This is a genomic window from Streptomyces sp. NPDC059861, assembly GCF_042731435.1.
Taxonomy (GTDB): domain Bacteria; phylum Actinomycetota; class Actinomycetes; order Streptomycetales; family Streptomycetaceae; genus Streptomyces.
Map to the genome: position 1 here is coordinate 1 of NZ_JBHWJQ010000026.1, position 23,300 is coordinate 23,300.

Sequence of the window (23,300 nt, forward strand, 5' to 3'; positions counted from 1 at the left end):
GCCCCGGGCACCGCCCCGGCAGCCCCCGCGATGGCCCCGGCGGCCCCCGGCCGGGCGGCGCCGCCACCGCCGCCCGCCCCTCAGCTCGCACCCCCCGCGCCCGCGGCTCCCCCGGCAGGGACTCCGCGGCCGAGCGGTGCCGACCTCGACTACGCGGCACTGGTCCTGTGCGGACCCGACGCGCAGGAGGAGCGCCGGGGACGGCTGTTCCCGGACGCGGCCTTCGACCCGGTGACCTCCGAGCACCGCCGACGTGCCGAGAGGACGGCCGCGCTGCCCCTGCCGGCGAACGCCGTACGTCCCCGCGAGTCGGCCGGTTCCTTCGACCACCGCTACGACGCCGCCGCCCGCGCCGACATCCCCTCGGACGGCACGTGGCACACCGTCACCGTCGGCGAGGTGCCGGTCGGTCTGCGTACCGAGTACCTGTGCGTCCCGTCGGTGGAGGAGGCCGTCCACGCGACCCTGGTGCTCGCCAACGACACCGATCAGGCACTGCTGGCCGGACCGCTGGAGGTCGCGGCGGACGGGGACTTCCTGGTGACCACCTCACTGCCCACCCTCGCTCCCGGCGGTGTGTGCCGGGTGGGCCTCGGCCCCGAGGAGGCCATCAAGGTCACTCGCCGAGCGAGCCTGCACGAGTCGACCTCGGGCCTGCGCAACAACGTGACCGTGCTCGACCACCACGTCCACGTGGAGCTGGCCAACCGGCTCACGGTCGGCGTCACCGTGGAAGTGCGCGAACGGGTACCGGTCAGCTCCGACGCGGACGTGCGGATCGAGGAGAAGGCCGACTGGACGGCCCCGGCGGAGGGCGGCGCGGCGGCCGAGCGGCACACGCCGGGCACCCGCCTGTGGCGGATCGAGCTGCCGGCCCGCGCCACCGCCGCCCTCGACGGCGGTTACGTCATCCGCATCCCGGCCGGCAAGGCCCTGACCGGCGGCAACCGCAGGAGCTGACCCCTGATGTCCACGAGCCCCGAACCGATCCCCGTCCCCGTCACCGCCGTCACCTGCCTGGAGGACCGGGCACAGGTCGAGCGCACCGTCGTGCTCGACCTGGAAGCCGGCACCCAGCGGCTGCGTCTCGGGCCGGTCAGCGCCCTGGCCGTCGACCGCAGCCTGCACGCCGAGCTCGCCGCCGATCACCCGGCGGCCGTGCTCGACGCGAGGGTCGTACGCGCATGGACACCGCGGGGACCGGGCCCCGCCGCCGACGACTCCGCCCTGCGCCACCGCGTGAGCGCCCTCGAAGAGGAACAGCGTGCGCTGGAACAGCGACGCGAGCGCCTGCACGCCCGCGTCGACCTCCTCGGCCGGCTCGCCACCGATCTGCTGCGCGAGATCGGCCAGGGTGCCGGCCGCGGAGAAGCCGAGCAGGCCCGCTGGAACCGCGAACTGGACCGAGTCGACGGCGAACGCGACACCTGCGGCGAGCAGCTACGCGCGGTGAACGCCCGGCTGACCGAGCTGGCCGCCGAACTCTCCGACACCCAGCGAGCCCTGCGGCTCGCCGAGACGGAACCCGCAGAGCTGGTCGGCCACATCGAACTGACCGTCCGGGCGGACGGTGCCGGCCCGGCCAGGCTCCGTCTGACCCACCTCGTCCCCTGCGCCCTGTGGCGGCCCGCCTACCGTGCCGTACGCGACGGTGACTCGCTCACGCTGGACACGGACGCGGTGGTCTGGCAGCGCACCGGCGAGGACTGGTCGAACGTACGCCTGACCCTGTCGACGGCCCGCTCCGCGCGGGCCACCCAGCCTCCCCGGCTCGAAGAGGACAGGCTGACACTCCAGGACCGCTCCCCCGCCGAGCGCCGCACCGTCCACGTCGAGCTGCGCGAGGAAGAGATCACGGATCTCGGCCCCTCCCCCGTGCAGGGACCGCCCGGGGTCGACGACGGCGGTGAGGTCCGCGTCCTGCAGTGCGGCGCCCCGGTCTCCGTGCCGTCGGACGGACGGGCCCACCGCGTGCCGCTCTCGTCCTTCACGACCGCCGCCAGCAGCCAGTACACCTGTTCGCCCGAGCTGTCCCCGCTGGTCGCTCAGATCGTGCGGTTCGACAACCGCTCCGGACACGCACTGCTCGCCGGGCCCGTGGACTTCGTCAGCGGCAGCGGGTTCAGCGGTCGCGGCACTCTGGACTTCACCGCCCCCGGCGCCCCCGTCGAGCTTGCCTTCGGCAGCCGTGACGACCACCGGGTCCTGCGGGAGACCGAGGAGACCCGTGACACGGCGGGCCTCGCCCAGCGGACCGTCCTCACCCGCACCGTCCGGCTCCACCTCTCCCGCTTCTCGGCACCCGCCGAGCACGACGAACACGTGGTGGTCGTCCGCGAGCGCGTCCCCGTCCCGGAGACCTCGGCGGTGGAGGTGAGCCTGCGTGGCAAGGCCTGTTCCCCCGCACCCGACGAGGTCGACGCGGACGGCATCGTCCGCTGGAACGTCCCGCTGCCTCCGGGAGGCCGGCGCACCGTCACCCTGGTCTACGACGTCACGGCGAACGCCAACGTGAGGGGCCTGTGACCGTCGAGTGATCCGTCGGCTGGGCATCCGCAGGATCCCGGTCGGCGTGGCAGCGCGCACTGAAGGAAGCCGACCTGCGCCGCCCACCGGCCCCCTCAAGTCCTCGATCTGACGACGGCATGCCGGGCACCGGGTCGATGACCTGTGACGACGACGGTGTGGAGGCGCTTCGCATCCAGCCTGCGCGCGCAGAGAGAAGGCGGGAAAAGGGGGCCTTCCTCACTCATCCTGTCCGGACAAGTTGGCCGCTGGTCTTTACCTGTCCCTGAAGGACTCTTCGTGCACCGGCCATCCGTTCTTGGTCGATCTCCCATCAAAGATCCTTACGTTCGCTGTCAAGCACCAAGAAAAGACATCAATGGAGGATCTTGTGTCCCTGGACGCTCGTGGAGCGCGGCGGTTCGCCGCTCCTGCGGCCACCGCCATCGCCGCTGCCGTGGTGACGATGGTGGTCAACCCGACGCTGGGCGCGTCGGCTTCGGCTCCGCACGCCGCGGCCAAGTCGAAGTCGCCCACCGTCAAGAACGTCATCTTCATCAACGGCGACGGCATGGGCGCCGCCATGCGCCAGGCGGCCCGTCTCCACCTGACCGGCCTCAACGGCCAGCTCGCGATGGACAAGCTGCCCGCCTCGGGCCAGCTGACCACCGAGCCGGACGACCCGAAGGCCGTCGTCACCGACTCGGCCGCCGCGGCGTCCGCGTGGGCCACGGGTGAGAAGACCTACAACGGCGCGATCAGCGTCGATGTGGACGGCAACCCGCTGGCCGCCCTCGGCCGGCAGGCCAAGGCCGCCGGCAAGGCCACCGGCCTGGTCACCACCGCGCAGGTGACCGACGCGTCGCCGGCGGCGTTCTTCGCGAACACCGCCAACCGTTCGGCGCAGGACGAGATCGCCCGTCAGTACATCGAGGTCAGCAAGCCCGACGTCATCCTGGGCGGCGGCGAGGACTGGTGGCTGCCCGCGGGCAGCCCCGGCGCCTTCAAGGACCAGCCCGCCGAGGACCCCTCCGAGGCGAGCAAGGGCACCAAGGGCAACCTGATCAAGAAGGCCCAGAAGGCCGGTTACTCCTACGTCTCCGACGGCGACCAGCTCAGCCGCGCCAAGGGCGGCAAGCTCCTCGGTCTGTTCGCCAACGAGGAGATGTTCCAGCAGCGTGCCGAGGGTCAGGGCGATGTCTACAGCCCCGTGGTCGGTCTATCCACCATGACCGGCAAGGCCCTGAGCACGCTGGAGAAGAACAAGAAGGGCTTCTTCCTCATGGTCGAGGAGGAGGCCACCGACGAGTTCGCGCACTCCAACAACGGCGCCCGCGTCCTGCAGTCCATGCAGGAGCTGGAGAAGGCGGTGGCCGTCGCCCGTGCCTACGTCGCCACCCACCCCGACACCCTGCTGGTCGTCACCGGCGACCACGAGACCGGCGGTCTGGCCGTCGAGGAGACGGACGCCGGCGACGAGTCCGGCGAGGGCATCTCCGCCGAGGACGGCCCCTTCACCATCCGCGGCAGCCAGAAGAACTTCTCCATCGACTGGACCACCTCCGGCCACACCGGTGTGGACGTTCCCGTGACCGCGGCCGGACCTCTGTCCGACCGCTTCACCGGCAAGCACGCCAACACGTACGTGTACGACGTGCTCCGCGAGGCTCTGACCCGCCGCTGAGCGGAAGTCAGCAGGGCTGCCCATCGTGCAGTTGAGCGGATCCTGACCCGTCCATACGGTCAGGGTCCGCTCTCACGTCTACTCGGCGCCCTGTTCGGCGCGGAACTCCGGCGTGCGCCCCGGTGCGGCGGCCGCCAGGGCCTTGGTGACCTCCGCGACGCCGGCGCGCAGGCCGTAGACCGGGGTGCCGGGCTGCTGGCGCCAGGAATCATCGAGCCCGCCGGCATCGACCGTGTCGAAGCCGATCTCGTCGATCAGGGCCATCACCTTGCGCTTGGCCGCCTCGTCGTCGCCGGCCACCGGCAGCGCCATACGGTCGGGAGCGCCCGCGGGGAGGGCGCGCTCCAGGATGTCCTGGGCGAAGGTGCCGTTGAAGGCCTTGATCACGGGGTGCCCGATCCGGCGTTCGGTCCAGCGGCTCTCGGTCAGGCCCTCGTCCTCGATCGCGGCGATCCGGCCGTCACGCTGCTTGGGGTAGTAGTTGCCGGTGTCGATGACCGCGACGCCTTCGGCCGCTCCGTCGAGGATGCCGGGCGCGAGAGCCGGGACGGCCTTCATCGGGACCGTGACGACGACGATCTCGGCGTCAAGGGCTGCCTCCTCCGCCGGGACAGGGGTGGCACCGGTCTCCTCGGCCAGTTCCTTCAGGGTGTGGGGGCCGCGTGAGTTGGCCACGAAGACGTCGTGACCGAGGGCGGTGAGGCTTCGGGTGAGGTTGCCGCCGATGTTGCCGGCGCCGATGATGCCGATTCTCATGACAGGACCTTCCGGGTTCGACCGCTCGTACTCTCGCGCGCAACGCCGGAGTGGATGCGGCTATTCCGGCGGGTGGGCCAGATGAGCCACGGCCTCACCTCCCCCGCACACCCTGGACTGTCCGCGCACCGGCAGCGCACGGTATGCAGGTGGTGTCCGAGACCCAACTCCCCTGTCCTTCGGAGGACTTCGTGCGACTCCTGCCCCGCTCCCCGTCCGGCTGGACCATGGCCGTGTTCGGTGTCCTCGCCGCCGTCATGGGTGCAGTGGGGCTCATCGCCCCGGATTCCCTCCTGAAGATCATGGGATTCACGCCCGTGGCGGGCTCCCGCGCGCAGGAAGATCACACGCTGGTCTTCGTGACCGCCTCCTCCATGGCAGCGCTCAACATGGGCGCGTACTACGTCCTCGCCGCGCTCTCCGACTGGAAGCCGTTCTTCCGCTGGACCGTGCCCTTTCGCCTGCTGACCTGCACGGTCTTCACGCTCGCGGTGATCGGCGGCCGCGCCCCGGCCGGCTTCCTCGGCGTGGGCGTGTGGGAGGGGATCGGCGCGGTGGCCACGGGCGCCGCGCTCCGCCACGAGCGGCAGCGCACCCGACCGGCAGCAGATGGACGGCCTCGGCCTCGCAGCGGTGGAGAAGGGTCACAGAACGGCGGGTGACCGGGGCAGGCGGGACCATGGAGTGGCCCACGCACCCGCCCCCCGTCCGCCCCGCGCAAGTGGCTTTCTGCGCGGGGCGGGACGGCATGCGGTGACGGCGCACCCGCTGTCGGCTGTCGGCTCAGGCGAGTTCGACGAGCAGATCGCCGCCCTCGACCTGCTGGATGCGATTGATGGCCAGTCGCGCCACCCGTCCGGACTTCGCGGCGGTGATCGCCGCTTCCATCTTCATCGCCTCGATGGTGGCCACCGTGGCCCCGGACTCCACCTCGTCTCCTTCGGCGACGGTGAGGGTCACCACGCCGGCGAACGGAGCCGCGACGTGGCCGGGGTTCATCCGGTCGGCCTTCTCGGTGGCGGGGACGTCCGAGGCGGCCGCCCTGTCGCGCACCTGGATCGGCCGCAGCTGGCCGTTCAGGGACGACATCACGGTGCGCATCCCCCGCTCGTCCGCGTCACCGACGGCCTGCAACTCGATCAGCAGCCGCACACCCCGCTCCAGGTCGACGGCGTACTCCTTGCCCGGGCGCAGTCCGTAGAAGAAGGCCTTGCTGTCCAGCACGCTGGTGTCACCGTAGGAGTCGCGGTGCGCCTCGAACTCCCGGGTCGGTCCCGGGAACAGCAGCCGGTTGAGGGTCGCCCGCCGGTCCTTCGCCAGTCCGTCCCGGTCGTCGGCGCTCAGCTCCCCCACCGGCTTGGCCTCGGCACGCCCCCGCAGGGCCCTGGTGCGGAACGGCTCGGGCCAGCCGCCGGGCGGAGTGCCCAGCTCGCCGCGCAGGAAGCCGATGACGGAGTCGGGGATGTCGAACCTGTCGGGCTCCGCCTCGAAGTGGTCCGGGGACACACCCGCGCCCACCAGGTGAAGCGCCAGGTCACCGACCACCTTCGACGAAGGTGTGACCTTGACCAGGCGGCCGAGCATCCGGTCCGCGGCGGCGTACATCGCCTCGATGTCCTCGAAGCGGTCGCCCAGGCCCAGCGCGACCGCCTGGGTGCGCAGGTTGGAGAGCTGCCCGCCGGGAATCTCGTGGTGGTAGACGCGGCCGGTCGGCGAGGCCAGACCCGCCTCGAAGGGGGCGTAGACCTTGCGGACGCTCTCCCAGTACGGCTCCAGGTCGCCGACGGCCTGGAGGTCCAGGCCCGTCGGTCGCTCCGAGTGGTCCGTCGCGGCCACGATCGCGGACAGCGACGGCTGCGATGTCGTACCGGCCATGGACGCCACCGCCCCGTCCACCGCGTCGGCACCGGCCTGGACGGCGGCGAGGTAGGTGGCGAGCTGGCCGCCCGCGGTGTCGTGGGTGTGCAGGTGGACCGGCAGGTCGAACTCGCGGCGCAGGGCGGACACCAGCTTCGCCGCGGCCGGCGCCCGCAGCAGACCGGCCATGTCCTTGACGGCCAGCACGTGGGCACCCGCGTTCACGATCTGCTCGGCCAGGCGCAGGTAGTAGTCCAGGGTGTAGAGCCGCTCGGCGGGGTCGGACAGGTCGGAGGTGTAGCACAGGGCCACCTCCGCGACGGCCGTCCCGGTCTCCCGTACGGCGTCGATGGCGGGCCGCATCTGGCCGACGTCGTTGAGGGCGTCGAAGATGCGGAAGATGTCGATGCCGGTGGCGGCCGCCTCCTGCACGAACGCGTCGGTCACCTCGGTGGGATACGGCGTGTAGCCCACGGTGTTGCGGCCGCGCAGCAGCATCTGGAGGCAGATGTTCGGGGCGGCCTCCCGCAGGGCCGCCAGGCGCTCCCACGGGTCCTCGGCGAGGAAGCGCAGGGCGACGTCGTAGGTCGCGCCGCCCCAGCATTCCAGGGAGAGCAACTGGGGCATCGTGCGTGCCACCACCGGGGCGACGGCGAGCAGGTCCTTGGTGCGTACCCGGGTGGCGAGCAGCGACTGATGGGCGTCGCGGAACGTGGTGTCGGTGACGCCGATGGTCGGTGACGCGCGCAGCCAGCCGGCGAAGCCCTCGGGGCCGAGTTCGGCGAGCCGCTGCCGGGACCCGGCCGGCGGTTCGCCGGGCGGGAGCGCGGGCAGCTTGGTCAACGGGTCGATCAGGTCGGGCCGTTCGCCGTGCGGCTTGTTGACCGTGACGTCGGCGAGGTAGGTCAGCAGCTTCGTGCCACGGTCGGCGGAGTGCCGGGCGGTGAGCAGATGCGGGCGCTGTTCGATGAACGACGTGGTGACCCGGCCGGCCTGGAAGTCGGGGTCGTCGAGCACGGCCTGCAGGAAGGGGATGTTGGTGGCCACACCGCGGATGCGGAACTCGGCCACGGCGCGCCGGGCACGTCCCACCGCGGTGCTGAAGTCCCGCCCACGGCAGGTGAGTTTCACCAGCATCGAGTCGAAGTGCGCGCTGATCTCCGTACCGGCGTGGGTGGTACCACCGTCGAGACGGATGCCCGAGCCGCCCGGCGAGCGGTAGGCGCTGATCTGTCCGGTGTCCGGGCGGAAGCCGTTGGCCGGGTCCTCGGTGGTGATCCGGCACTGCAGCGCGGCGCCGCGCAGGGTGACGGTGTCCTGGTCGAGGTCGAGGTCGGCGAGGGTCTCGCCGGCGGCGATGCGCAGCTGCGCCTGCACCAGGTCGACGTCCGTGACCTCCTCGGTCACCGTGTGCTCGACCTGGATGCGTGGGTTCATCTCGATGAAGACGTGGTTGCCGTCGCGGTCGAGCAGGAACTCCACGGTGCCGGCGTTGCGGTAGCCGATCTGCCGGGCGAAGCGCACGGCGTCGGCACAGATCCGGTCGCGCAGTTCCGGGTCGAGGTTCGGCGCGGGCGCCAGCTCGATCACCTTCTGGTGGCGACGCTGTACGGAGCAGTCCCGTTCGAACAGGTGAATGACGTTGCCCTGCCCGTCGGCGAGGATCTGCACCTCGATGTGGCGGGGCTCGACGACGGCCTTCTCCAGGAAGACCGTGGAGTCGCCGAACGCGGACGCGGCCTCGCGGGACGCCGCCTCGATGGCCTCGCGCAGCTGCGCGGGTTCCTCGACGCGGCGCATACCGCGCCCGCCGCCGCCCGCGACCGCCTTGACGAACACGGGGAAGCCGACGTCCTCGGCGGCGCGGACGAGTGCGTCCACGTCGGTGGACGGCTCCGAGGAACCCAGCACCGGTACGCCGGCCTCCCGCGCGGCAGCCACCGCGCGCGCCTTGTTCCCGGTCAGCTCCAGGATGTCCGCGCTCGGTCCGACGAACGTGATGCCGGCCTCTTCGCACGCCCGGGCCAGATCCGGGTTCTCGGACAGGAATCCGTAGCCCGGGTACACGGCGTCCGCTCCCGCACGGCGCGCCGCGCGGACGATCTCCTCCACGGAGAGATAGGCCCGCACCGGATGCCCTGGCTGTCCGATCTCGTACGCCTCGTCGGCCTTGAGCCGGTGCAAAGAGTTGCGGTCCTCGTGCGGGAAGACGGCGACGGTGCGCGCGCCCAGCTCGTATCCCGCGCGGAACGCACGAATCGCGATCTCGCCACGGTTGGCAACCAGCACCTTGCGGAACATCCTTGATCCCTTCAGCCTGCCGGACAGGGCCCACCCATCGTGTCGGCGACACCGCTCTCACGCCATGTGAACCGGGCCACTTACGGGGTCCAGCCGGAATCGCGGCACCGGTGTCCGGGCGATCGCACGGGCTCGGGCCGCCTGGATCCAGGCGGCCCGCAGGGGCGGGATGTTGTGGTTCACCCGCAGCCTGTTTCTCCGGGTCGTACGCCGTCTTGAGGGCCCGCGGACGCGCGTGGACCTCGGGGTCGTCGGCCTCGCTCGTCTTCTCCACGGTGGAGTCCGCCGGCGAGAGGAAGTCGGGGTGCTTGTCCGGGCCGAGCCTCGGGCGCACCACGGCGGCGTCCTGTGCCGCCGAAGGAGAGGCGCACCTTCCCGACATCACGCGCCTGCGGCGCGGCCCCGCGCAGCCCGGCCCGATGCCCTCAGGGCGCGAGTTACCAGGCACAGCACTCGCGGGGTCAGGCCGCTCGGTCGCCCGGTGCCGACGCGGCAGCCCTCGCGCTGATCACCGCCCGTCCGCGCTCCGATTCCGGGAAGCGGCTGAGCATCGCGCGCAGTTCCCCGGCACCGACGTACGCGCCGAAAGGCTCGGTTCCCGGTTCAAGCCGTACTCCTTCGGCGAGGGGACCCGCCATGACGGGGTCGAAGCCGAGGGCGGTCACGAGGTCCGCGACGGTGGCGAGGTCGAACGGATCGTCGCCGGCGATGGCGATCGCCTTGCGCCCCGGCGTACCCGCGGACTGGGCGCCGTCCTCGAGATCGTGGTAGCCCATGTGGTTGAACGCCTTGACCACGCGGGCTCCGGACAGATACGCCTGCACGATCTCGCTCGACGAGGTGAGCGGGTCGGTGAGGTCGTCGCGGATGCCGTCGACCTCCCACCAGTAGTTCATGGCGTCGATGACGAGCTTGCCCCGCAGTTCCTCGGCCGGAACGGTGCGGTACTTGCCGAGCGGGAGCGCCAGGATGACGGCATCCGCCTGCGCCGCGGCCGCCGCGGTGACCGGGACGGCGCCGGGGGTGAGGACTTCGACGGTGAGCTCGATCTTGGCCGGGTCACCTGATCCGGCGATGAGCACGCGGTAGCCGGCTGCCAGGGCCAGTCGTGCCAGCACGGTGCCGACCTTCCCGGCGCCCAGGATGCCGACCGTGCGCACGGCGGCGTCGGTGGTGGTGTCGTCCATGTGTTCTCCGTTCCTGGGGCTTGGTGTCAGCCCGCGAGGATGTCGCGGACCATCGGGAGCACCTTGGTGCCGTACAACTCGACCGTGCGCCGACGGGCGCTGATCGACTGGGCTCCGGTGGTGTAGATGAGGTCGAAACGGCCGACGCCGAGCGACTTGATCGCACGGGCCATCTTGCGGGCGACGGTCTCGGGCGAACCGAGGTAGAGCGAACCGTGCTCGATCTCGGCCTCGTACTCCTCCTTGCGGATCGGCGGCCAGCCCCGCAGCGCGCCGATGCGGTCACGGATGACCTTGTAGTGCGGCCAGTGCAACTCGCGGGCCTCCTCGTCCGTGTCGGCGATGAAGCCGGGCGAGTGCATGGCGACCGGGTGGGCGGTGGTGCCGAACTTCTCGGTGGCTCGCTGGTAGAGGTCGATGTAGGGCGCGAAACGCTCCGGGCTGCCGCCGATGACGGCGATCATGAGCGGGAAGCCGTAGCGCGCGGTGCGGATGACCGACTGAGGTGAGCCGCCGACACCGACCCAGGTGCTCAGGCGCCCGGATTCGGTCTTGGGGAAGACGTCCGCGTTCTCGAGCGGAGCCCGCTTGGTGCCGCTCCAGGTGACGGGCTTCTCCTCCAGCAGCTTGGCGAAGAGCTCGATCTTCTCCTCGAACAGCACGTCGTAGTCGCTCAGGTCGTATCCGAAGAGGGGGAACGACTCGGTGAAGGAGCCGCGCCCGAGGATGACCTCGGCCCGGCCGTTCGAGAGCGCGTCCAACGTCGAGAACCGCTGGAACACACGGACCGGATCGTCCGAACTCAGCACGGTCACACCGGACGAGAGCCGGATACGGCTGGTGCGTGTGGCGATGCCGGCGAGCACGGTTTCCGGAGAGGAGATCGCGAACTCCGGGCGGTGGTGTTCACCGAGCGCGAGGACGTCGACGCCGGTCTCCTCCGCGAGAACGGCCTCGTCGAGGACCTGCCGGATGGCCCGCGCGTCGGACACCGGGGTCCCTGAGTCGTCCACCGGCACATCGCCGAACGTGTCGAGACCGAATACGAGATCAGACATGGCTGGGTTCCTTCGTGAGCAGCTGCCGCACCCGCGGGGCGACTTCGCTGCCCAGCAGCTCGATCGTGCGGGCGCGGGCTTCGCGGGGGAGGTTCATGACGTCGTACTTGAGGTCGAAACGGCTGAGACGCAGATCGCGGGCCATCGTGGCGATCTTGCGTGCGACGGTCTCGGGGGAGCCGACGAACAGCGCGCCCTTGCCTACTTCCGCCAGGTACCGCTCACGGGTCGGCCTGTAGAAGCCGCGCTCCTCCGCGAGGGCGGCGACGACCGGCTGCCAGTACTGCCACCAGGTCTCGATCGCCTCCTCGTCGGTGTCGGCGACGAGCCCCAGGGAGTGCTGGGCTACGGGTTGCCTGGTGTGCCCGAGCTGTTCGAGCGTGCGGTGGTAGAGCTCCACGTGGCCGGCGAAGCGCTGGGGGCGGCCACCGATGACGGCCAGCATGAGGGGGAGGCCATAGCGGGCCGCGCGGACCACGGAGTTCGGGCTGCCGCCCACGCCGATCCAGGTGGGGACGCCACCGGGCGGCATGCGGGGACGCAGTCGCTGCTCGACGAGCGGCGGCCGGAACTTTCCCGACCAGGTCACCGTCTCCTCCCTCTGAAGACGCATGAACAGGTCGAGCTTCTCCTCGAACAGTTCCTCGTAGTCGGCGAGGTCGTGGCCGAACAGCGGGAACGACTCGGTGGCCGATGCCCGCCCCAGCACGAGCTGGGCGCGGCCGTTCGAGGCGGCGTCCAGCGTGGAGAACTCGTGGTAGAGCCGCACGGGGTCGTTGGTGCTCAGGACGGTCACCGAGGTGCCGAGCCGGATGCGTTCCGTCGCGGTCGCGATCGCGGCGAGCAGGACGGGCGTGGCGCTGTCGTTGTGGCCCGCGCGGTAGTGCTCGCCGACGCTGAACACGTCGATCCCCACCGATTCCGCGAGCTTGGCCTCCTCGATCAGCAGGCGAACGGTCTCGGCGTCGCTCAGGGGGCGGCCCTCGCCGTCCGTGGCGACCTCTCCGAACGAGTTCAGCCCCAGTTCGAACGCTGTGGCCGTCATGGACTCCTCCTACTGGCTCCCGGGACGTCCGGTCTCGTGCGGACAGTCTATTGCTTGACGCAGCAAATACTCACCCAAAAAGCTTGGCTCGTCAAACAAGAGGGGGTGCGGTGCAGGTGACCGAGGTGGTGCTGGGGCTGGGCCCCTCCTGTCGCGTCGCCACCTGCCGCCGGGTTCCGGCGCGCCCGCTTCCCGTGGCCGGGGTCAGGCCCGGCTCCAGCCGTCCCCGGCCGTCCTACCGTGCTGCCGCTCGCCTCGTGGGCCCGGTCCGCGCAACGCCCGCAACCTGGCGGCAAGGTCACCGTGGCCGTGGAAGGCGACGCCCAGTCCGTCAGGTCGGTGACGGATCCGCACGGCAGGAGCAGTGGCGCCCATGTGATGTCGGTGGGTTCCGACACCTACTGCGCCGGCCGGCCTGCGGGTCGAGACGGTCCAGGACGGGGACCGGCTGGCGCATCTCGTCCGGACGTACCGGACGTCGATGGGCATCGTGCCCGGCCTGGAGGCCCGCATGGTGCGCATCGAGTCCCGACACGGGGACAACGCGGACATCGTCCGCCTGGCAGCGGTGCTCGACGGCCGGATGGTCGGGTCCACGGTGGTGATCGCGGCGCACCAGACAGCGGGGATCTTCCTCGTGCACGTGACCGAGGCGTATCGCCGGCGCGGCATCGGCGCGGCGCTGACCGCCGCGGCGCTCCGGGTGGGAGGGGAACGCGGGATGCGGTCCGCGGCGCTGGTGGCGAGCCCCGCGGGCGAACTGCTGTACCGGCGCTTCGGCTTCACCACGGTGTCCGAGTACCGCCTCTTCACCTTCCCCGCCTGAGCCGACGCGGGCGCGGACACCGGACTCTCCGTGTCACGGATACGGAGGCTGTCCGGTCCTACTGGGTACGGGTCGACCTCAGGCCACCAGGCCTGGTGACCGTCGGCCTCCGGGCTCCCAGCGGGAGCCGGTCAACCCATTGCCAGGAGAAGACGTTCATGAGCACCCCTATCGTCGCGATCGCCTACCACTCCGGCTACGGCCACACCACCGTCCTCGCCGAGGCCGTGCGCGAAGGCGCCGTGGAGGCCGGCGCCGTAGCCCACGTGATCAAGGTCGACGAGATCACCGACGAGCAGTGGGAGCTGCTCGACGCGTCGGACGCGATCGTCTTCGGTTCGCCGACCTACATGGGCACGGCTTCCGGTGCCTTCCACCAGTTCGCGGAGACCACCTCCAAGCGCTGGGCCGTCCACTCGTGGAAGGACAAGCTCGCCGCCGGATTCAGCAACTCCGGTGCCAAGAGCGGCGACAAGCTGCACACCCTCCAGTACTTCAGCATCCTGGCCGCCCAGCACGGCATGACCTGGGTCAACCTCGGCCTGCACCCCGGCTGGAACAGCACCACCGCCTCCGAGGACGATCTCAACCGCCTCGGCTTCTACCTGGGCGCGGGCGCCCAGACCCACACCGACCACGCCCCCGATGAAGTCCACAAGGCGGACATAGCGACCGCCGAGCACCTCGGCCGCCGCATCGCCGAGCAGGCCCGTATCTACGCCGCCGGACGCGCCGCCGTCGGCGCCTGAACGAATCCCGGCGGCACCGGGCGCTCCGGCGTCACCGGCGTGGGCGGCGGCGCCTTCCTCGCCCGCGGCGTCGGAGCCGCGTGGCGATCAGTGCGAGGGCAGCGAGTGCCGCCGCCGCGGCGGCCGCTCGTTTGACCACGGGTAGCCCGGCCGTGCGCAACAGGTCGAGCGGCTCGGGTTCGGGCCGGACGAGTGGTGCCGCCTCGTCCGGCCGGGCCTGTTCCCGCTCTGTGGCCGCGGCAGGTTCGGCCAGCCGGTCGGCCAGGCACGCGGCGAACTGTCCGACCAGCCGGTCGCCCACCTCCGCCAGCACACCGCGGCCGAACTGCGCCGGGCGCCCCGTCACCGTCAGATCGGTCCGCACCGACACGGCCGTGCCGTCGTCGCGTGCGCTCAGTACGCCGGTGAGTGTCGCCCTGGCCGTGCCCTGGCCGCGGGTCTCCCTGCCGCTCGCGACCAGTACCATCCGGTGCGCCGGCTCATCCTGCTCCTCGAACACCGCGGTGCCGCGGTACGTCACGGTGATGGGGCCGACCTTGACCTTCACCGAGCCGGTCACGGTCGTGCCGTCGTACTCCTCCACCGTCGCGCCGGGCAGACACGGCGCCACTCGTTCGATGTCTAGGAGCGCCCGCCAGGCCTCGTCGACCGGGACGGGGACGGTGAACTCGTGCTGCAGTTCCATGACGTGCTCCTCGGCTCGGAGGGCGGCGGGGTGGATGGGCGCGGTCGGGACGGTTCGGCCGGGATGGGGGCGAACTCGGTCTCCGGGAGGCGCTCACGCATGCTGCGCTCCCTTCGCGGCTGCCGTGCCGTCCGACGCTCCGCGGACCACCGCCGCGAGGTGTTGCAGTGCCGCGAGGCTGTGTCCCTCGACGAAGGCGTCGACGCTGGGCAGGGCCGCGGCCATCCCGGCGGCCAGGGGGGCGTAACCGGGGCGGGCCTTGCGCGGGTTCGCCCAGACCACCTGATGGGCCAGCGCGTGCAGGCGGCGCATCTGCGCACCGAGCAGTTCCGGATCACCGCGCTCCCAGCCGTCCGACAGGAGTACGACGACCGCTCCGCGTGCCATGCCCCGCTGCCCCCAGCGGTTGAGGAACTCGCGCAGCATCTCGCCCAGCCGGGTGCCGCCGCGCCAGTCCGGCACGGCCTCGGCAAGGGCCGCCATCGCGAGGTCCGGGTCGCGGTGCGACAGTTCGCGGGTCGTCCGCGTCAGGCGGGTACCGACGGTGAACACCTCGGTACGGCCACCGCGCACCGCCGCGTGGGCGAACCGCAGCAGGGCGTCGGCGTACGGCGCCATCGAGCCGCTCACATCGACGAGCAGCACGACCCGGCGGGGCCGCTCCACGCGTGCGTTCCGTTGCAGCGGGGCCGGTTCACCGCCGCGTCGCAGCCACTGCCGTACCGTGCGGCGCGGGTCGATGTCGCCGCGCCGTGCGGGCCGCCGCCGGGCCGAGCGCCGCGTCTGCCCGTGCAGCGCGAGAGCGGCGAGCAGGCGCCGCAGCTGGGCGCGTTCGGCCGCGTTCAGTTCGGCGATGTCGCGATGCCGCAGCACCTCGGCGGAGCTGGCGAGCGTCGCCGTGGGCGGGCCGGAGGGCCTGTCGTCCCGCGTGGTGCGCGGTGCGGTGGTCGTCTGCCGCGTGGCGAGTCGAGGCCGGGGCGGGAGGGCGGTTCGTGCCGGGCGGCGGCCGGATGCGACGCGTGCGTCGAAGTAGGCGGCGAAGACACGGTCGTACCGCTCCAGGTCGTCGTGCCCGCCGCACAGCGTCGCCCGGCCCGCCCAGTACACGTCCGCCCTCATCCCGGGCCGCAGCACGTCCACGGCACGCAGGAACGCGTACAGCCTTTCGCTACCGGCATCGAGCCCGGCCGCCCTCAGCGCCCGTACGAAACCGAGCAGCACGGCATCCGCCCCGGGCGACGGGGCACCTGATCCGGGCGATGCGGCATCCGATGTGGGTGCGGCGACCGTCCGCGCCCCGGACTGTGCGGCATCCGTCCCAGCCGACGATGTCCCCGCGCCACCCACCTCCGCGCGCATCGACGTCACACTCCCCGGGCCGCCAGAGCGGCCGCGAGATCGAGGTTGCGGGCCCGGTCCGTGTCCTCCCGGTACTTCAGGACCGATCCCAACGTGGTCACGGCGAGTTCCGCGTCCACCTCGTCCGCTCCCAGTGCGGCCAGGGCCTGGGCCCAGTCGATCGTCTCGGCAACCCCGGGAGGTTTGATGAGGTCCGCGCCCCGCAGCGCCTGCACCAATGCGGTGACCTGTTCGGCCAGCCGCGCCGACACGTCGGGGAGCCGGCGCCGCACTATGGCCAGTTCGCGGTCGAAGGAGGGGTGCTCGAACCAGTGGTAGAGGCACCGCCGCTTCAGCGCGTCGTGCACCTCCCGGGTCCGGTTCGAGGTGAGGACGACGACCGGCGGCTCCTTTGCCCTCAGGGTGCCGAGTTCCGGGATGGTGACCGAGTACTCGGACAGCAGTTCCAGCAGGAACGCCTCGAACTCGTCGTCGGCCCGGTCGATCTCGTCGACCAGCAGCACCGAGGGGTGCGTCTGCAGGGCGTGCAGCAGCGGCCGGGCGATGAGGAAACGCCGGTCGTACAGCTCGCTCTCGAGGCGGTCGGCATCGGTGACGCCCGACGCCTCCGCGACCCGCAGGTGCAGCAGTTGGCGTGGGAAGTCCCAGTCGTACAGGGCCTGGGAGGCGTCGATGCCCTCATGGCACTGGAGGCGGATGAGCGGCGCGTCGAGCGCCTTGGCGAGGGCGGTCGCGAGCGCCGTCTTGCCGACGCCCGCGTCACCTTCGCAGAACAGCGGCCGGTGCATCTTCAGGGCCAGGAAACACGTGACGGCCAGCCCTTCGTCGACGAGGTACCCGGTCTCCTCCAAGCGGGCCCGCACCTTCTCCGGGTCGTCCATGCCGGTGATCGGCGCTCACTCCCAACCGGTGGCGGTCAGCACCGCCCGGCGGGTCAGCACCCGCGCGAGGTGCCGCCTGTACTCGGGCCCGGCCGCCAGGTCCTGCGAGGGCCGGGTGCCCTCGGCCGCCGCCTCGGCCGCCCTGGCGACGGCTTCGGGTCCGTTGGCCCCGGTCAGCGTCTCCTCGGCGGTCGTGGCCCGCAGCGGGGTCGAGCCCATGTTGGCCAGACCGACGCGCGCCTGGGTGATGTGCCCGTCGTCGCACCGCACCAGCGCCGCGACACCGACGATGGGCCAGGACTGGGCGACCGGATGGAACTTCTCGTAGTGGAAGGCCCAGCCGTCCGTCTTCGGGATCCGCACCTCCACCAGGAGCTCGTCGGGTTCCAGTGCCGTCTGGAGGTAGTCGACGAAGAAGTCCCGGGCCGCCACCGTGCGCCGACCGCGAGGGCCTGCCACGACCAGGTCGGCGTCCAGGGCCAGGGCCAGGGCGGGCAGGTCCGCGGCCGGGTCGGCGTGCGCGAGGGAGCCGCCGAAGGTGCCCCGGTGCCGCACGGCCGGATCGGCCACCGTGGCCGTCACCTGAGCCAGCAGACCGGCGTGGCGACGTACCAGCGGGTCGTGGAGCACCTCGTGGTGGGTGGTCATGGCGCCGATGACGAGCGTGTCGCCGTCCTCCCGGACGCCGCGCAGCTCCGGGATCCGGCCGACGTCCACGACGAGTTCGGGGAAGGCCAGCCGCATCCGCAGCAGCGGCAGCAGGCTCTGCCCGCCGGCCAGCACCTTGCCGTCCTCGCCGGCGTCGGTGAGCGTGCGCACCGCTTCGTCCACGCTGCCGGGACGGGCGTAGTCGAACACAGGAGGAATCATCGCGGACCTTCCTCACCCGACGGGCCGGACGCACCGATGTCGCCGTACTGACCGATGTCGCCGGACCGGGCCGCCTGCCCGGACTGGCCGGACTGCGCGGGGCCCGTGACCGCCGGCTCGGCCGCGCCGGCGTCGCCGGACCGCGCCGCCTGGATGGCCTGCCACACGCGGTGCGGCGAACAGGGCATCCGTACGTCCGGCACACCCAGCGGCCGCAACGCGTCGACCACGGCGTTCACGACGGCGGGCGTCGACGCGATCGTCCCGGCCTCGCCGACGCCCTTGACGCCCATGGAGTTGTCCACGGCCGGGGTCTGGGTCCGGTCGGTGATGAAGTCCGGCAGGTCCGCCGCCGAGGGGACGAGGTAGTCCGCCATGGTGCCGGAGACGAGGTTGCCCTCGTCGTCGTAGACGGCTTCCTCGAACAGGGCCTGCGCGATGCCCTGGGCGAGCCCGCCGTGCACCTGGCCTTCGACGATCATCGGGTTGACGACCGTGCCGATGTCGTCGACACAGACGTAGCTGCGAATCTGCGTCCTGCCGGTCTCCGTGTCGACCTCGACCGCGCACAGGTGGGTGCCGTGCGGGAAGGAGAAGTTCTCCGGATCGACCACCGTCTCGGCGTTGATGGACGGCTCGACCCCGTCCGGCAGATCGTGCGAGGTGAACGCCTCGAAGGCGATCTCCTGGATGCTCCTGCGCGCTTCCGGGGAGCCCTTGACGGAGAACACGCCGGCGTTGAACTCCAGGTCCTGCTCGCTCGCCTCCAGCAGGTGCGCGGCGACCTTGCGCGCCTTGTCGACCACCTTGACGGCGGCCCGGTGCACGGCCTCACCGCCGACGGCCAGTGACCGGGAGCCGTAGGTGTCCATGCCCTGGGGCGCCGTCTTGGTGTCGCCGTGCAGCACCTCGATGTCCTCGAAGGGCACACCCAGCACGTCCGCCGCGATCTGGCTCCAGCAGGTCTCGTGGCCCTGCCCGTGCGGGCTGGTGCCGGTGACGACCTCGACCTTGCCGGTGGGCAGCATGCGGATGCTGGCCGCCTCCCAGCCGCCGGCGGCGTACCTGAGGTCACGCAGCACCCGGCTCGGCGCGAGACCGCACATCTCCGTGAACGTCGACACGCCGATGCCGAGGCGTACGGTGTCGCCGCGTGCGTTGCGCGCGCGCTGCTCGGCGCGCAGGTCGTCGTAACCGAACAGGGCGAGCGCCTTCTCGGTCGCCGCCTCGTAGTCGCCGCTGTCGTAGGTGAGTCCGGCGATCGTGGTGTACGGGAACTCCTCGTGCCGGATCCAGTTCCGGCGCCGCACCTCGATCGGGTCCAGGCCGAGTTCGACGGCCAGCTCGTCCATGATGCGTTCGATGGCGTACGTGGCCTCGGGGCGGCCGGCGCCGCGATAGGCGTCGGTCGGGGTGCGGGTGGTGAAGACGCCCGTGCAGGTGAAGTCGTAGGCGTCCATCTTGTAGATCCCCGGGTACATGAAGGCGCCGAGGATCGGGATGCCCGGGGTGACGAGCATCAGGTAGGCGCCCATGTCGGCCAGCAGGTCCACCTTCAGGCCGAGCAGTTTCCCCTCGCGGGTGGCGGCGATCTCGATGTCCTGGATCATGCCGCGGCCGTGGTGGGTGGCGAGGTAGCCCTCGGAGCGGGACTCGGTCCACTTCACCGGGCGGCCGAGCCGGCGTGCCACCGCGAGGGCGAGCGCCTCCTCGCCGTACACCTGGAGCTTGGAACCGAAGCCGCCGCCCACGTCCGGGGCGACGACCCGCAGCTTGTGCTCGGGGACGCCGGTGACGGTCGCGAGCATGATCCGCAGGATGTGCGGGACCTGGGTCGCCGAGTAGACCGTGTACTCGCCCGAGGCGGCCAGCGGCGTGACGACCACAGCGCGGGGTTCCATCGCGTTGGGGATCAGCCGCTGCTGGTGGTAGCGGCGCTTGAGGGTCACCTCGGCGCGCTCCCGCACCGCGTCGAAGCTCTCTCCGGTGGCGAGCGGCCAGGTGTAGCAACGGTTGGTGCCCTTGTCCGCGTGCACCAGGGGGGTGCCTTCCGCGAGCGCGTCCTCCAGGTCCAGTACCGGGGGCAGCGGCTCGTAGTCGACCTCGACGGCCTCCAGCGCGTCGGCGGCCGCGTACCGGTCGCGGGCGACGACGACCGCCACCGGGTCCCCGGCGTGGCGGACCTCGTCGACCGCGATGGGCGGATGGTCGGGAAGCACGATGTCCTCGGTCACCGGCCAGGCACAGGGCAGTGAGCCCAGGCCGTCGGCGAGGTCCGCACCGCTGAAGACGGCCACGACACCGGGCCGTTCGAGTGCGGGGGCGACGTCGACGCGGGTGATGCGGGCGTGGGCCATGGGGCTGCGCAGGACGGCCAGGTGCAGCATGCCCGCCACCTGGATGTTGTCGGTCCAGTTGGTCTGGCCGGTGATCAGCCGGGCGTCCTCCTTGCGCAGGCGGGAGCGGCCGACCTCGCGCTGTTCGCGTTCCACGGCCTGATCGGTCATGCCGGGGCCTCCTTGGTGAGCTGCCCTCCGGAGGTGCCCTGCGCTGCGGAGGTGGCCTCATGCCCTGAGAGGGTCTGTTGTCCGGAAGTGGCCTCCTGTCCGGCCGCGGCGAGCACCGCGCGGACGATGTTCTGGTAGCCGGTGCAGCGGCACAGGTTGCCCTCCAGTGCCTGCCGTACGTCGCTCGGGGTGGGGAGCGGGTTCTCGCGCAGCAGGTCCCGCGCCGCCATGATCATCCCGGGCGTGCAGTACCCGCACTGCAGTCCGTGGTGCTCGTGGAAGGCCTGTTGCAGCGCCGTCCACTCGCCGTCCTTCGCCAGCCCCTGGATCGTGGTCACCTCGCCGCCGTCCGCCTGCACGGCCAGCACCGAGCAGCTCTTGACGGTTGCTCCGTCCAGGTCGACGGTGCAGGTGCCGCAGTTCGAGGTGTCGCAGCCGATCGGGGTGCCGGTGAGGCCGAGGCGGTCGCGCAGGTAGTGGGCGAGGAGGAGACGGGGCTCCACGTCGTCCTCGTAGGTCGTGCCGTCGACGTGCACCTTGATATGGGTCATGCGCCCTCCAGGCCGTGCGGCAGGGTGAGGGAATCAGCCACGCTGGCGCGATGTAGCTCACTGTAAGACCGGCCGACGGAGGCGGCGAGCGCTGCGACGCGGTCTGTCGGACCTTCGGTCCAGGGCCGCTGGGGATGTGCGGCCGCTGTACGTGGCTCGCGCCCGGCTGCGAGAAGCGTCACGCTCGGTGCACGGGCTCAGGGTGGGCGTCCTCGAGGATGCCGACGCCCGCGGCACGGGCCACGATCCGGCGGCCGCCCGCTTCACGGCGTCACACCACCTCATGGACCCACAGGACCCGGCGGCTGCCCCCTCGGCACCCCCGCTCCAAAACCCGCCGCACTCGGCGAACTGCGCGACCATCCTGCGGCACACGCCTGGGCCTGGCGGCACCCGCTGCGGCTACGTCCGGTGCCCAGGCCGCCGGCCGATCTCGCGCGTCGCGTACCGGGCCCCGCCGGTCTCGGCGCTCGCCCTCCTCCAGTCGACGGCGAGCGCGGTCGGGCAGCGGCACCACTTCCCGCGTGGCGCGGCGCCACCAGCCCGGGAATGGCTCTGCAACCGCGCGACCCGGCGAACGCCGGCCGGGCCGCGTACGCCGACGCGGTGTCCGCCGGAGTACGCAGCCCGGGGGCGGGCCGCCGGCCTCGGTCCCGAGGGATGCCGACCGCTACTTCGGGTCGCGGTCGAACAGTGACTTGGACCAGGCGTAGCCGAGCACGGCCAGTCCCGCGCACCAGAGCACCGTCAGCCATCCGTTGTTGCCGATCTCGCTGCCGAGCAGGAGGCCGCGCAGGGTCTCGATGGCCGACGTGAACGGCTGGTACTCGGCGATCGGCTGGAACCAGCCCGGCATCGCGTCGACCGGTACGAAGGCACTGGACAGGAGCGGCAGGATCATCAGCGGCAAGGCGTTGTTGCTGGCGGCTTCGGCGTTGGGACTGGACAAGCCCATACCGACCGCGATCCAGGTGAGTGCCAGGGAGACGAGCGTCAGCAGTCCGAGGGCCAGGATCCATTCCAGAGCGGTGGCGTCGTGGGACCGGAATCCGATGGCCACGGCGACGGCCCCGACGAGGACCACGCTCATCACGCACTGCAGCACACTGCCGACGACATGCCCGATGAGCACCGACCCTCGATGGATCGCCATCGTCCTGAAGCGGGCGATGATGCCCTCGGTCATGTCCGTGGAGACGGACACCGCGCTGCCGATCGTGGTGCCACCGATGGTCAGCAGCAGGATGCCCGGCACGAGGTACGCGAGGTACTCGGACCGATCAGCGCCGCCACCCTCGATGCCGGCGCTCATCACGTCGCCGAAGATGTAGACGAAGAGCAGGAGCAGCATGACCGGGGTGAGCAGAAGGTTCAGGGTGAGGGACGGATAGCGGCGCGCGTGCAGGAGGTTGCGGCGCAGCATGGTGGACGAGTCGCGCACGGCGAGGGCAAGGGAGCTCATCGGGCTTCCTCCTTGGGCTTGTCGGGCCGGCTCGGCACGTTGCCGCCGCCGGTGAGGGCGAAGAACACGTCGTCGAGGTCGGGGGTGTGCACGGTCAGCTCGTCCGCCTCGACGCCGGCGGCGTCCAGCCAGTCGAGCAGGGAGCGCAGCTCGCGCTGGCTGCCGTCGCTGGGGATCTGCAGGGTGAGGGACTCGTCGTCCCGGGTGACCTCGCGCAGCGCGGAAGCGGCGGACCGGTAGGCGGCCGGGTCGGTGAACCGGAGCCGGACGTGTCCGCCGGGAATGAGCCTCTTCAGCTCCTCGGCGCTCCCTTCGGCCGCGATCTTCCCGTCGTCGAGGACGGCGATCCGGTCGGCGAGCTCGTCGGCCTCCTCCAGGTACTGGGTGGTGAGGAGGACGGTGACGCCGCCCGTGACGAGTTCGCGAATGATGCCCCACATGTTGTGGCGGGAGCGTGGGTCCAGTCCGGTGGTCGGTTCGTCGAGGAAGATGATCCGCGGGTCGCCGACCAGCGTCATGGCGATGTCGAGGCGGCGCTTCATGCCGCCGGAGTAGGTGGAGGCCGGCTTCCTCGCGGCCTCGGTGAGGTCGAACCGCTCCAGCAACTCGGCGGCCACGCGCCGCCCTTCGCGCTTGGAGAGATGGTGCAGGTCGGCCATCAGGAGCATGTTCTCCTCGCCGGTGATCAGTCCGTCGACGGCGGAGAACTGCCCGGTGACGCCGATCGCCGCCCGCACGGCCTGGGGCTCGGTGGCGAGGTCGTGGCCCGCGACCTGTGCCTGTCCGCCGTCGGCGGTGACGAGGGTGGAGAGGATCTTCACGGCGGTGGTCTTGCCGGCGCCGTTCGGGCCGAGCAGCGCGAACACGGAACCGGCCGGGATGCGCAGGTCGATGCCGTCGAGGACGGTCTTGTCGCCGTACGACTTGCGCAGACCGACGGCGGAGACAGCGACCGGGGACGGGTGACCGTCGCCTCGTCTGGACGTGGGCATGACAGAAGAAGGCATGGAGCCCTCC

Annotated in this window: 19 protein-coding genes; 6 read left to right on the forward strand and 13 right to left on the reverse strand. The window is 71.5% G+C overall.

Going from position 1 to position 23,300, the window contains the following annotated elements:
- The 3 genes from ACFV6X_RS22420 to ACFV6X_RS22430 all read left to right on the forward strand — a co-directional run.
- A partial coding sequence (locus ACFV6X_RS22420) for a DUF4139 domain-containing protein (protein ID WP_385386060.1) occupies positions 1-960 on the forward strand: 960 nt, incomplete at its 5' end.
- 6 nt (positions 961-966) lie between these two features.
- On the forward strand, positions 967-2,526 hold the full coding sequence (locus tag ACFV6X_RS22425) for a mucoidy inhibitor MuiA family protein (protein ID WP_385386062.1): 1,560 nt from the start codon (positions 967-969) through the stop codon (positions 2,524-2,526).
- A gap of 358 nt (positions 2,527-2,884) precedes the next feature.
- Positions 2,885-4,189: an alkaline phosphatase gene (locus ACFV6X_RS22430; RefSeq protein ID WP_385386064.1), complete on the forward strand. Its 1,305-nt coding sequence runs from the start codon at positions 2,885-2,887 to the stop codon at positions 4,187-4,189.
- A gap of 78 nt (positions 4,190-4,267) precedes the next feature.
- Here ACFV6X_RS22430 and ACFV6X_RS22435 read toward each other — a convergent pair whose 3' ends face one another.
- Positions 4,268-4,945 (reverse strand): NADPH-dependent F420 reductase, encoded by a 678-nt coding sequence (locus tag ACFV6X_RS22435; protein ID WP_385386066.1) that lies wholly within the window; start codon positions 4,943-4,945, stop codon positions 4,268-4,270.
- A gap of 227 nt (positions 4,946-5,172) precedes the next feature.
- On the opposite strand from ACFV6X_RS22435, the gene ACFV6X_RS22440 reads away from it, so the two are divergent.
- Positions 5,173-5,607: a hypothetical protein gene (locus ACFV6X_RS22440; RefSeq protein WP_385386214.1), complete on the forward strand. Its 435-nt coding sequence runs from the start codon at positions 5,173-5,175 to the stop codon at positions 5,605-5,607.
- Positions 5,608-5,728: 121 nt separating this feature from the next.
- On the opposite strand, the gene ACFV6X_RS22445 is transcribed toward ACFV6X_RS22440, so the two are convergent.
- From ACFV6X_RS22445 to ACFV6X_RS22460, 4 genes are all read right to left on the reverse strand, one after another.
- Positions 5,729-9,103: a pyruvate carboxylase gene (locus tag ACFV6X_RS22445; protein WP_385386068.1), complete on the reverse strand. Its 3,375-nt coding sequence runs from the start codon at positions 9,101-9,103 to the stop codon at positions 5,729-5,731.
- 461 nt (positions 9,104-9,564) lie between these two features.
- The gene (locus ACFV6X_RS22450; RefSeq protein WP_385386069.1) at positions 9,565-10,290 is read right to left on the reverse strand and encodes an NADPH-dependent F420 reductase; all 726 of its coding nucleotides are present in this window, start codon (positions 10,288-10,290) and stop codon (positions 9,565-9,567) included.
- 26 nt (positions 10,291-10,316) lie between these two features.
- The gene (locus tag ACFV6X_RS22455; protein WP_385386071.1) at positions 10,317-11,348 is read right to left on the reverse strand and encodes an LLM class flavin-dependent oxidoreductase; all 1,032 of its coding nucleotides are present in this window, start codon (positions 11,346-11,348) and stop codon (positions 10,317-10,319) included.
- Positions 11,341-12,393 (reverse strand): LLM class flavin-dependent oxidoreductase, encoded by a 1,053-nt coding sequence (locus ACFV6X_RS22460; RefSeq protein WP_385386073.1) that lies wholly within the window; start codon positions 12,391-12,393, stop codon positions 11,341-11,343. The genes ACFV6X_RS22455 and ACFV6X_RS22460 overlap by 8 nt, the downstream gene beginning before the upstream one ends.
- A gap of 415 nt (positions 12,394-12,808) precedes the next feature.
- Between ACFV6X_RS22460 and ACFV6X_RS22465 the strand changes: the two genes are divergently transcribed.
- Together ACFV6X_RS22465 and ACFV6X_RS22470 are read left to right on the forward strand one after the other, a co-directional pair.
- Positions 12,809-13,219 (forward strand): GNAT family N-acetyltransferase, encoded by a 411-nt coding sequence (locus tag ACFV6X_RS22465; protein ID WP_385386216.1) that lies wholly within the window; start codon positions 12,809-12,811, stop codon positions 13,217-13,219.
- 158 nt (positions 13,220-13,377) lie between these two features.
- A complete protein-coding gene (locus ACFV6X_RS22470; protein WP_385386074.1) occupies positions 13,378-13,968 on the forward strand; it encodes a flavodoxin family protein in 591 nt (196 codons plus the stop codon).
- Positions 13,969-13,999: 31 nt separating this feature from the next.
- Here the strand turns inward: ACFV6X_RS22470 and ACFV6X_RS22475 are convergent, their stop codons facing one another.
- The 8 genes from ACFV6X_RS22475 to ACFV6X_RS22510 form a co-directional block, all read right to left on the reverse strand.
- Entirely contained in the window at positions 14,000-14,653 is a 654-nt protein-coding gene (locus tag ACFV6X_RS22475; protein WP_385386076.1) for an SRPBCC family protein, read from the reverse strand.
- A 93-nt stretch (positions 14,654-14,746) separates the two neighbouring features.
- Positions 14,747-15,874, reverse strand: a complete 1,128-nt coding sequence (locus ACFV6X_RS22480; RefSeq protein ID WP_385386078.1) for a VWA domain-containing protein — start codon at positions 15,872-15,874, stop codon at positions 14,747-14,749.
- 143 nt (positions 15,875-16,017) lie between these two features.
- Positions 16,018-16,893, reverse strand: coding sequence for an AAA family ATPase (locus tag ACFV6X_RS22485; protein WP_385386079.1), 876 nt, complete (start codon positions 16,891-16,893; stop codon positions 16,018-16,020).
- Positions 16,894-16,908: 15 nt separating this feature from the next.
- The gene (locus ACFV6X_RS22490; protein ID WP_385386081.1) at positions 16,909-17,763 is read right to left on the reverse strand and encodes an FAD binding domain-containing protein; all 855 of its coding nucleotides are present in this window, start codon (positions 17,761-17,763) and stop codon (positions 16,909-16,911) included.
- Entirely contained in the window at positions 17,760-20,270 is a 2,511-nt protein-coding gene (locus ACFV6X_RS22495) for a xanthine dehydrogenase family protein molybdopterin-binding subunit (RefSeq protein WP_385386083.1), read from the reverse strand. Before ACFV6X_RS22495 ends, ACFV6X_RS22490 begins: the two co-directional genes overlap by 4 nt.
- A complete protein-coding gene (locus ACFV6X_RS22500; RefSeq protein ID WP_385386084.1) occupies positions 20,267-20,821 on the reverse strand; it encodes a (2Fe-2S)-binding protein in 555 nt (184 codons plus the stop codon). The genes ACFV6X_RS22495 and ACFV6X_RS22500 overlap by 4 nt, the downstream gene beginning before the upstream one ends.
- A gap of 670 nt (positions 20,822-21,491) precedes the next feature.
- Positions 21,492-22,283: an ABC transporter permease gene (locus ACFV6X_RS22505; protein ID WP_385386086.1), complete on the reverse strand. Its 792-nt coding sequence runs from the start codon at positions 22,281-22,283 to the stop codon at positions 21,492-21,494.
- Positions 22,280-23,290 carry an ATP-binding cassette domain-containing protein gene (locus ACFV6X_RS22510; protein ID WP_385386088.1) on the reverse strand — a complete coding sequence of 337 codons (1,011 nt, stop codon included), beginning with the start codon at positions 23,288-23,290 and terminating at the stop codon, positions 22,280-22,282. The genes ACFV6X_RS22505 and ACFV6X_RS22510 overlap by 4 nt, the downstream gene beginning before the upstream one ends.
- Between the last annotated feature and the right edge of the window lie 10 nt (positions 23,291-23,300).

Coding starts and splice junctions, on each gene's coding strand:
- ACFV6X_RS22425 (WP_385386062.1), top strand. CDS start 967: ATGTCCACGAGCCCCGAACCGATCCCCGTCCCCGTCACCGCCGTCACC.
- ACFV6X_RS22430 (WP_385386064.1), top strand. CDS start 2,885: ATGGAGGATCTTGTGTCCCTGGACGCTCGTGGAGCGCGGCGGTTCGCC.
- ACFV6X_RS22435 (WP_385386066.1), bottom strand. CDS start 4,945: ATGAGAATCGGCATCATCGGCGCCGGCAACATCGGCGGCAACCTCACC.
- ACFV6X_RS22440 (WP_385386214.1), top strand. CDS start 5,173: ATGGCCGTGTTCGGTGTCCTCGCCGCCGTCATGGGTGCAGTGGGGCTC.
- ACFV6X_RS22445 (WP_385386068.1), bottom strand. CDS start 9,103: ATGTTCCGCAAGGTGCTGGTTGCCAACCGTGGCGAGATCGCGATTCGT.
- ACFV6X_RS22450 (WP_385386069.1), bottom strand. CDS start 10,290: ATGGACGACACCACCACCGACGCCGCCGTGCGCACGGTCGGCATCCTG.
- ACFV6X_RS22455 (WP_385386071.1), bottom strand. CDS start 11,348: ATGTCTGATCTCGTATTCGGTCTCGACACGTTCGGCGATGTGCCGGTG.
- ACFV6X_RS22460 (WP_385386073.1), bottom strand. CDS start 12,393: ATGACGGCCACAGCGTTCGAACTGGGGCTGAACTCGTTCGGAGAGGTC.
- ACFV6X_RS22470 (WP_385386074.1), top strand. CDS start 13,378: ATGAGCACCCCTATCGTCGCGATCGCCTACCACTCCGGCTACGGCCAC.
- ACFV6X_RS22475 (WP_385386076.1), bottom strand. CDS start 14,653: ATGGAACTGCAGCACGAGTTCACCGTCCCCGTCCCGGTCGACGAGGCC.
- ACFV6X_RS22485 (WP_385386079.1), bottom strand. CDS start 16,893: ATGGACGACCCGGAGAAGGTGCGGGCCCGCTTGGAGGAGACCGGGTAC.
- ACFV6X_RS22490 (WP_385386081.1), bottom strand. CDS start 17,763: ATGATTCCTCCTGTGTTCGACTACGCCCGTCCCGGCAGCGTGGACGAA.
- ACFV6X_RS22495 (WP_385386083.1), bottom strand. CDS start 20,270: ATGACCGATCAGGCCGTGGAACGCGAACAGCGCGAGGTCGGCCGCTCC.
- ACFV6X_RS22500 (WP_385386084.1), bottom strand. CDS start 20,821: ATGACCCATATCAAGGTGCACGTCGACGGCACGACCTACGAGGACGAC.
- ACFV6X_RS22505 (WP_385386086.1), bottom strand. CDS start 22,283: ATGAGCTCCCTTGCCCTCGCCGTGCGCGACTCGTCCACCATGCTGCGC.
- ACFV6X_RS22510 (WP_385386088.1), bottom strand. CDS start 23,290: ATGCCTTCTTCTGTCATGCCCACGTCCAGACGAGGCGACGGTCACCCG.